The organism is Nitrobacter sp. 62-13 (assembly GCF_001896955.1).
Classification (GTDB): domain Bacteria; phylum Pseudomonadota; class Alphaproteobacteria; order Rhizobiales; family Xanthobacteraceae; genus Nitrobacter.
This window is the reverse complement of sequence record NZ_MKRN01000158.1, coordinates 1-7,168: the sequence shown is the minus strand read 5'-3', so window position 1 is coordinate 7,168 and position 7,168 is coordinate 1. Positions and strand designations below refer to the sequence as shown.

6 protein-coding genes are annotated in these 7,168 nt (G+C 64.0%); all 6 read left to right on the top strand.

Annotation, left to right across the window (positions count from 1 at the left end; all coding sequences use genetic code 11):
- Positions 1–32: 32 nt before the first annotated feature.
- The gene (locus BGN91_RS11095) at positions 33–1,241 is read left to right on the top strand and encodes an NADH-quinone oxidoreductase subunit D (protein ID WP_292613099.1); all 1,209 of its coding nucleotides are present in this window, start codon (positions 33–35) and stop codon (positions 1,239–1,241) included.
- Entirely contained in the window at positions 1,241–2,203 is a 963-nt protein-coding gene (locus BGN91_RS11090) for an FkbM family methyltransferase (RefSeq protein WP_292613097.1), read from the top strand. The genes BGN91_RS11095 and BGN91_RS11090 overlap by 1 nt, the downstream gene beginning before the upstream one ends.
- 14 nt (positions 2,204–2,217) lie before the next feature.
- The gene (nuoE, locus tag BGN91_RS11085) at positions 2,218–2,973 is read left to right on the top strand and encodes an NADH-quinone oxidoreductase subunit NuoE (protein ID WP_292613095.1); all 756 of its coding nucleotides are present in this window, start codon (positions 2,218–2,220) and stop codon (positions 2,971–2,973) included.
- Positions 2,973–4,298, top strand: a complete 1,326-nt coding sequence (gene nuoF, locus BGN91_RS11080; protein WP_292613093.1) for an NADH-quinone oxidoreductase subunit NuoF — start codon at positions 2,973–2,975, stop codon at positions 4,296–4,298. Before nuoE ends, nuoF begins: the two co-directional genes overlap by 1 nt.
- Before the next feature lie 4 nt (positions 4,299–4,302).
- On the top strand, positions 4,303–6,378 hold the full coding sequence (gene nuoG, locus BGN91_RS11075) for an NADH-quinone oxidoreductase subunit NuoG (protein WP_292613091.1): 2,076 nt from the start codon (positions 4,303–4,305) through the stop codon (positions 6,376–6,378).
- 5 nt (positions 6,379–6,383) lie between these two features.
- On the top strand, positions 6,384–7,168 hold a 785-nt coding region (locus BGN91_RS11070; RefSeq protein ID WP_292613089.1), incomplete at its 3' end, for an NADH-quinone oxidoreductase subunit H.

The following is a 7,168-nucleotide window of genomic DNA, read 5'->3' as shown; positions in this document are numbered from 1 at the left end:
GAGAAGGCGACCGGCGGCAAGGCGGGTGGCTGATGACCGAAGCACTTGGTACCGAAACCCCCGGTATGCGCAACTTCACCATCAATTTCGGTCCGCAGCATCCGGCGGCGCACGGCGTGCTGCGCCTGGTGCTGGAACTGGATGGCGAGGTGGTGGAGCGCGTCGATCCGCACATCGGCCTGCTTCATCGCGGCACCGAGAAGCTGATCGAGCAGAAGACCTACCTTCAGGCGATCCCGTATTTCGACCGGCTCGATTACGTCGCGCCGATGAATCAGGAGCACGCCTTCTGCCTCGCGGCCGAAAAGCTGCTGGGCATCGCCGTGCCCCGCCGCGGCCAGTTGATCCGGGTGCTCTACTGCGAGATCGGCCGTATTCTCTCGCATCTCCTCAACGTCACCACGCAGGCGATGGACGTCGGCGCGCTGACGCCCCCGCTGTGGGGCTTCGAGGAACGCGAAAAGCTGATGATGTTCTACGAGCGTGCCTCCGGCTCGCGAATGCATGCCGCATATTTCCGCATCGGCGGCGTGCATCAGGACCTGCCGCAAAAGCTGATCGACGACATCGACGCCTGGTGCGATCCGTTCCTGCGGGTCGTCGCCGATCTCGACCAGTTGCTGACCGCCAGCCGCATTTTCAAGCAGCGCAACGTCGATATCGGCGTGGTGACCTTGAAGCAGGCCTGGGAATGGGGCTTCTCCGGCGTCATGGTCCGCGGCTCCGGCGCGGCCTGGGATCTGCGCAAGTCGCAGCCTTATGAATGCTACGCCGAGATGGATTTCGATATCCCGATCGGCAAGAACGGCGACTGCTACGATCGCTATCTCATCCGCATGGAAGAGATGCGCCAGTCGGTGCGGATCATGAAGCAGTGCATCGCCAAGCTGCGTGCCGCCGACGGGCAGGGGCCGGTGGCGGTCGAGGACAACAAGATTTTCCCGCCGCGCCGCGGCGAGATGAAGCGTTCGATGGAAGCGCTGATCCATCACTTCAAGCTCTACACCGAGGGCTTCCACGTTCCGGCGGGCGAGGTCTATGCCGCGGTGGAAGCGCCCAAGGGAGAGTTCGGCGTCTATCTTGTCTCGGACGGCAGCAACAAGCCGTACAAGTGCAAGATCCGCGCGCCGGGTTTCGCACACCTGCAGGCGATGGATTTCATCTGCAGAGGGCACCTGCTGGCGGACGTCTCCGCCATTCTCGGTTCGCTCGACATCGTGTTCGGAGAGGTCGACCGGTGATCGCACAGCCGCCCATTCAGTTCGACCGGACCTCGGGCGTTCTCGAGGGAGCCAGCGCCTGGGAGCGGGCGGCTGCGCTGGCGCTGGTGGCGGGCTCCAAGGTGTCGTCGCTGTTCGCGCACCGCGGCTACAACAGTTGCGCCAACCTGCTGCGCAAGGCGCTGCCGGAGCGCGATATCGCCGTCAGGCTCAATCCCGATGCCACGTTCGCGTTTCCCTATGGCGACGGCTATTGGAGCAAGCTGCTCAATCGCTCCTTCAAGTATGAAGACGAGCTTGAACTGCTGTTTCGCGACTCCGCCGACGTCGACTACACGCTGCTCGATTGTGGCGCCAACTACGGCTACTGGTCGGTGTTGGTCACCAGCAAGCCGTTCGGATCGCGCAAGGCGATCGCGATCGAACCGTCGTCGAAGAATTTCGCCAGGCTTTCGAACAACGCCATGATCAACGGCAGCCGCTTCGCGGTGATGCAGAGCGCCATCGGTGCGGCGCGCGGCATTGCGCACCTGTCCGGCACCAAGCATGAGGCCTTCAGCATCGCCGGCGGCGCCGGTGCGGGCGGGGAGAGCGTGCCGGTGCTTGCGCTCGACGATCTGCTCGACGACGGCAAGATTTCGCCCAATGGCAAGTACCTGATCAAGCTCGATGTCGAAGGCGTCGAGATCGAAGCCATCAAGGGGGGCACCCGCGTGCTGCAGGGCGACGCGGTGATCCTGTGCGAGGAGCACGGCAACGATCCGAACCACACCGTGTCGCGTTACATTCTTGAGCAGACCCCGCTCACGCTGATCGTGCACGATCCGGCCAACGGACGCTTCGAGACGTTGACCGAACTCTCCATTCTGGGTCGCATCAAGGTCGCCTCCCACGTTGGCTACAACGTGTTCGGAACCTCAAGCGCATTCTGGCTCGATCGTTTTCGTCGCCTGAACGCCACCGCGTCGCAACGTGTTCATTGAGAGACTAGAGTACGATGTCCGTCCGCCGCCTGGCACCAAAAGAAAAGCAGCCCGAGAGCTTCGCGTTCAGCGCGGAGAATCTTGCCTGGGCCAAGAAGCAGATCGCGCAATACCCCGCTGGCCGTCAGGCGTCCGCGGCCATCGCGATTTTGTGGCGCGCGCAGGAACAGCAGGGCGGTTGGATTCCTGAAGCGGCGATCCGCGCGGTCGCCGACCTGCTCGACATGCCCTACATCCGGATGCTGGAGATCGCGACCTTCTACACGATGTTCCAGCTGCAGCCTGTCGGCAAGAAAGCTCACATCCAGGTCTGCGGCACCACGCCGTGCCGGCTGCGCGGCGCCGAGGGCATCCTCGACGTCTGCAAGAGCCGCATCCATCACGAGCCTTTTCATCTGTCAAAGGACGGCGACTTCTCGTGGGAGGAGGTCGAGTGCCTTGGCGCCTGCGTCAACGCGCCGATGGTGCTGATCTGGAAGGATACCTACGAGGATCTGACGAAGGAGAACTTCGGCAAGGTGCTGGACGGATTTGCTTCCGGCAATCCGCCGAAGCCCGGTCCCCAGATCGATCGCCAGTTTTCCGCGCCTGTCGGCGGTCCGACCACCTTGAATACGGCGGCTGCGAAAGGCGAGGGCGGGCGCCGTGCAAGCGCTCAGCCGGCATTGACGGATGCGGACGCCAAGAAGCCGACCGACTCCGCAAGCCGGCGGGAAAGCCCCACGGCGAAACCGCCCGCCGACGACGCGACCAGGAAGGGCAAGACCTGATGCTCGACGACAAGGATCGCATCTTCCGTAACCTCTACGGTCTTGACGACTGGCGGCTCGCCGGCGCCCGCCGGCGCGGCGCATGGGACGGCACCAAGGCCATCGTTGCCAAGGGCCGCGACTGGATCGTCAGCGAGATGAAGGCGTCGGGCCTGCGCGGCCGCGGCGGAGCGGGATTCCCGACCGGCATGAAATGGTCCTTCATGCCGAAGGACAACGCCGACGGCCGCCCGAGCTATCTCGTCGTCAACGCCGACGAGTCCGAGCCCGGCACCTGCAAGGACCGCGAGATCATGCGGCACGATCCGCATCTCTTGATCGAGGGCTGTCTATTGGCCGGCGTCGGTATGGGCGCGCACACCGGCTATATCTACATTCGCGGTGAATTCATCCGCGAGCGCGAGCATCTCCAGGCCGCCATCGACGAGGCCTACGAGGCCAAACTGATCGGCAAGGATAATATCCACGGCTTCCCGTTCGATCTGTATGTCGCCCATGGCGCGGGCGCCTACATCTGCGGCGAGGAAACGGCGCTGCTGGAAAGCCTGGAAGGCAAGAAGGGCCAGCCGCGGTTGAAGCCGCCGTTTCCGGCCAATGTCGGCCTCTACGGTTGCCCGACCACCGTGAACAACGTCGAGTCCATTGCGGTTGCGCCAGACATCCTGCGGCGCGGCGCGGCCTGGTTCGCCGCGATCGGCCGCCCCAACAATGTCGGCACCAAACTGTTCTGCGTTTCGGGTCACGTCGAGCGCCCCTGCAACGTCGAGGAGGCGATGGGGATCACGTTCCGCGAACTGATCGACACCCATTGCGGCGGCATCCGCGGCGGCTGGAACAATCTCAAGGCGGTGATTCCGGGCGGCTCCTCGGTGCGCATGGTGCCGGCCGAGCAGATCATCGATACGCCGATGGATTTCGACAGCCTGAGTAAGCTTCGCTCCGGCCTCGGCACCGCCGCCGTCATCGTGATGGACAAGTCGACCGACCTGATCCGGGCAATCGCCCGCATTTCCTATTTCTACAAGCATGAGAGCTGCGGCCAGTGTACGCCGTGCCGCGAAGGGACCGGCTGGATGTGGCGGGTGCTGACGCGAATGGCAGAGGGCCGCGCCCACAAGCGCGAGATCGACATGCTGCTCGAAGTCACCAAGCAGGTCGAGGGCCACACCATCTGCGCGCTCGGCGATGCGGCGGCCTGGCCGATCCAGGGACTGATCGCGCATTTCCGTCACGAGATCGAGGCGCGCATCGACCAGTATTCGCACAAGGCCGACCGCGACGATCAGGGTATCCTCGATCCCGCGCACATGGTCGCGGCGGAGTAGTGCCATGACAAAACTCATTGTCGACGGCAAAGAGATCGACGTGCCCGCCGAGTACACGCTGCTTCAGGCGTGCGAGGCCGCGGGCGCCGAGATTCCGCGCTTCTGCTACCATGAGCGGCTCTCGATCGCAGGCAACTGCCGGATGTGCCTCGTCGAGATAAAGGGCGGTCCGAAGCCGGTCGCGAGTTGTGCCTGGGGCGTGCGCGACTGCCGCCCGGGTCCGAACGGTGAGCCGCCGCAAATCTCCACGCGTTCGCCGATGGTGAAGAAGGCGCGCGAAGGGGTGATGGAGTTCCTGCTGATCAATCATCCGCTTGATTGTCCGATCTGCGATCAGGGCGGCGAGTGCGATCTCCAGGACCAGGCGATGGGATACGGCGTCGATACCTCGCGCTTCGCCGAGAACAAGCGCGCGGTCGAGGACAAGTATCTCGGCGCGCTGGTCAAGACGGTGATGACCCGCTGCATCCAGTGTACGCGCTGCGTGCGCTTTTCCGCGGAGGTGTGCGGCGCGCCGGAAATGGGCGCGATCGGCCGCGGCGAGGACATGGAGATCACCACCTATCTTGAAAGTGCGCTGACGTCGGAACTGCAAGGCAACCTCGTCGATATCTGCCCGGTCGGCGCGCTGACGTCGAAGCCGTATGCATTCGCGGCGCGGCCGTGGGAACTCGGCAAGACTCAATCGATCGACGTGATGGATGCGGTCGGCTCGGCCATTCGGGTCGATACCCGCGGGCGCGAGGTGATGCGCATCCTGCCGCGCGTCAACGAGGCGGTGAACGAGGAGTGGATTTCCGACAAGACCCGCCACATCGTCGACGGCTTGCGCACCCAGCGGCTCGATCGTCCCTATATCCGTGAAGACGGCGTGCTGCGCGAGGCCTCGTGGCCGGAAGCCTTCGCGGCGATTGCTGCGAAAGTCCCGCAGGCTGAGAGCAAGCGGATCGGCGCGATCGCCGGCGATCTTGCGGCCGTCGAGGAAATGTTCGCGCTGAAGGAGCTGTTGTCGAAACTCGGTTCGAGCAATGTCGCGGTGCAGGGCGGCGACGCGTTCGATCCGGCGGCGGGGCGGGCGTCCTACATCTTCAATTCGACGATCGCCGGCATCGAACAGGCGGACGCGCTTTTGATCGTGGGATCGAACCCGCGCAAGGAAGCGGCGATCCTCAACGCGCGCATCCGCAAGCGCTGGCGGACCGGTCAACTCAAGATCGGGGTGATCGGCGAGAGCGCCGATTTGACTTACGATCATGATTATCTCGGCGCCGGCCCGGAATCGCTCGCCGACCTCGCGGCCGGAAAGAACAGGTTTCTCGGCGTGCTGAAAGGCGCCAGCAATCCGATCGTGCTGGTCGGCGCGGGCGCGACGTCACGGCGCGACGGCAGGGCCATTCTTGCAGCCGCGGCGAAACTCGCCGCCGATGTCGGTGCGCTGAAGGAAGGCTGGAACGGATTTGCGGTGCTTCACGACGCGGCGTCGCGCGTCGGCGCGCTGGACCTTGGTTTCGCGCCCGGGAAATTAGGCATGAACGTCGCGCAAATGACCGAACCGGGTGCGCTCGACGTTCTGTTTTCGCTCGGCGCCGACGAGATCGAAGTGCCCGCGGGAACGTTCGTCGTCTATATCGGAACTCACGGCGATGCCGGCGCGCACCGCGCCGACGTGATTTTGCCGGGCGCCGCTTACACCGAGAAGACCGGCATTTACGTCAACACGGAAGGCCGGGTGCAGATGGCTGACCGCGCCGGCTTCCCGCCCGGCGAGGCGCGGGAGGACTGGGCCATCATCCGCGCGCTGTCCGATGTGCTGGGCAAGACGCTCGGCTACGACTCGCTGGCGGCGCTGCGGCAGGCGATGTTCAAGGTGGTGCCGCACCTGATGCGAATTGATCAGATCGAGGCCGGCGATTCTCGCGCGGTCAAAAATCTTGCAGGCAAGGGCGGCAACATCGACAAATCGCCGTTCAAGGCTGCGATTGACGACTATTACCTGACCAACCCGATCGCGCGGGCCTCGGCCGTGATGGCGGAATGCTCGCGGCTCGCGTCCGGTCGCATGTTGACGGCGGCGGAGTGAGCGTGATGGCCGAATTCTTCGCTTCGCCCTTGTGGACCGGCATTCTCTGGCCGCTGATCGTGATCGTCGCGCAGAGCGTTCTGCTGCTTGTGGTGTTGCTGATCGCGATCGCTTTCATCATTCTTGCCGACCGCAAGATCTGGGCGGCGGTGCAGATCCGGCGCGGCCCCAACGTCGTCGGCCCGTGGGGACTGCTGCAATCCTTCGCGGACCTGCTCAAGTTCGTTTTGAAGGAACCGATCATTCCCTCCGGCGCCAACAAGGGCGTGTTCCTGCTGGCGCCGCTGGTCTCCTGCATCCTGGCGCTGGCGGCCTGGGCCGTGATCCCGGTCAATCTGAACTGGGTGATCTCCGACATCAATGTCGGAATTCTCTACATCTTCGCGATTTCGTCGCTGTCGATCTACGGCATTATCATGGGCGGCTGGTCGTCGAACTCGAAATATCCGTTCCTTGCGGCGCTGCGTTCGGCGGCGCAGATGGTCTCGTACGAAGTCTCCATCGGCTTCGTCATTATTACCGTGCTGCTCTGCGCGGGCTCGCTGAACCTCACGGCCATCGTCGAGGCCCAGCATGCCCGCGGTCTGGCCAGCATGATCGGATTGCCGTGGCTGACCTTCCTGAACTGGTACTGGCTGCCGCTGCTGCCGATGTTCGTGGTGTTCTATGTTTCGGCTCTGGCCGAGACCAACCGTCCGCCGTTCGACCTGGTCGAGGCGGAATCCGAACTCGTCGCGGGCTTCATGGTCGAGTACGGCTCGACGCCGTACCTGTTGTTCATGCTCGGCGA

What these genes read in the sequence shown, in the direction of transcription:
- BGN91_RS11095 (WP_292613099.1), top strand. Translation starts at nt 33, where the DNA reads ATGACCGAAGCACTTGGTACCGAAACCCCCGGTATGCGCAACTTCACC.
- nuoE (WP_292613095.1), top strand. Translation starts at nt 2,218, where the DNA reads ATGTCCGTCCGCCGCCTGGCACCAAAAGAAAAGCAGCCCGAGAGCTTC.
- nuoF (WP_292613093.1), top strand. Translation starts at nt 2,973, where the DNA reads ATGCTCGACGACAAGGATCGCATCTTCCGTAACCTCTACGGTCTTGAC.
- nuoG (WP_292613091.1), top strand. Translation starts at nt 4,303, where the DNA reads ATGACAAAACTCATTGTCGACGGCAAAGAGATCGACGTGCCCGCCGAG.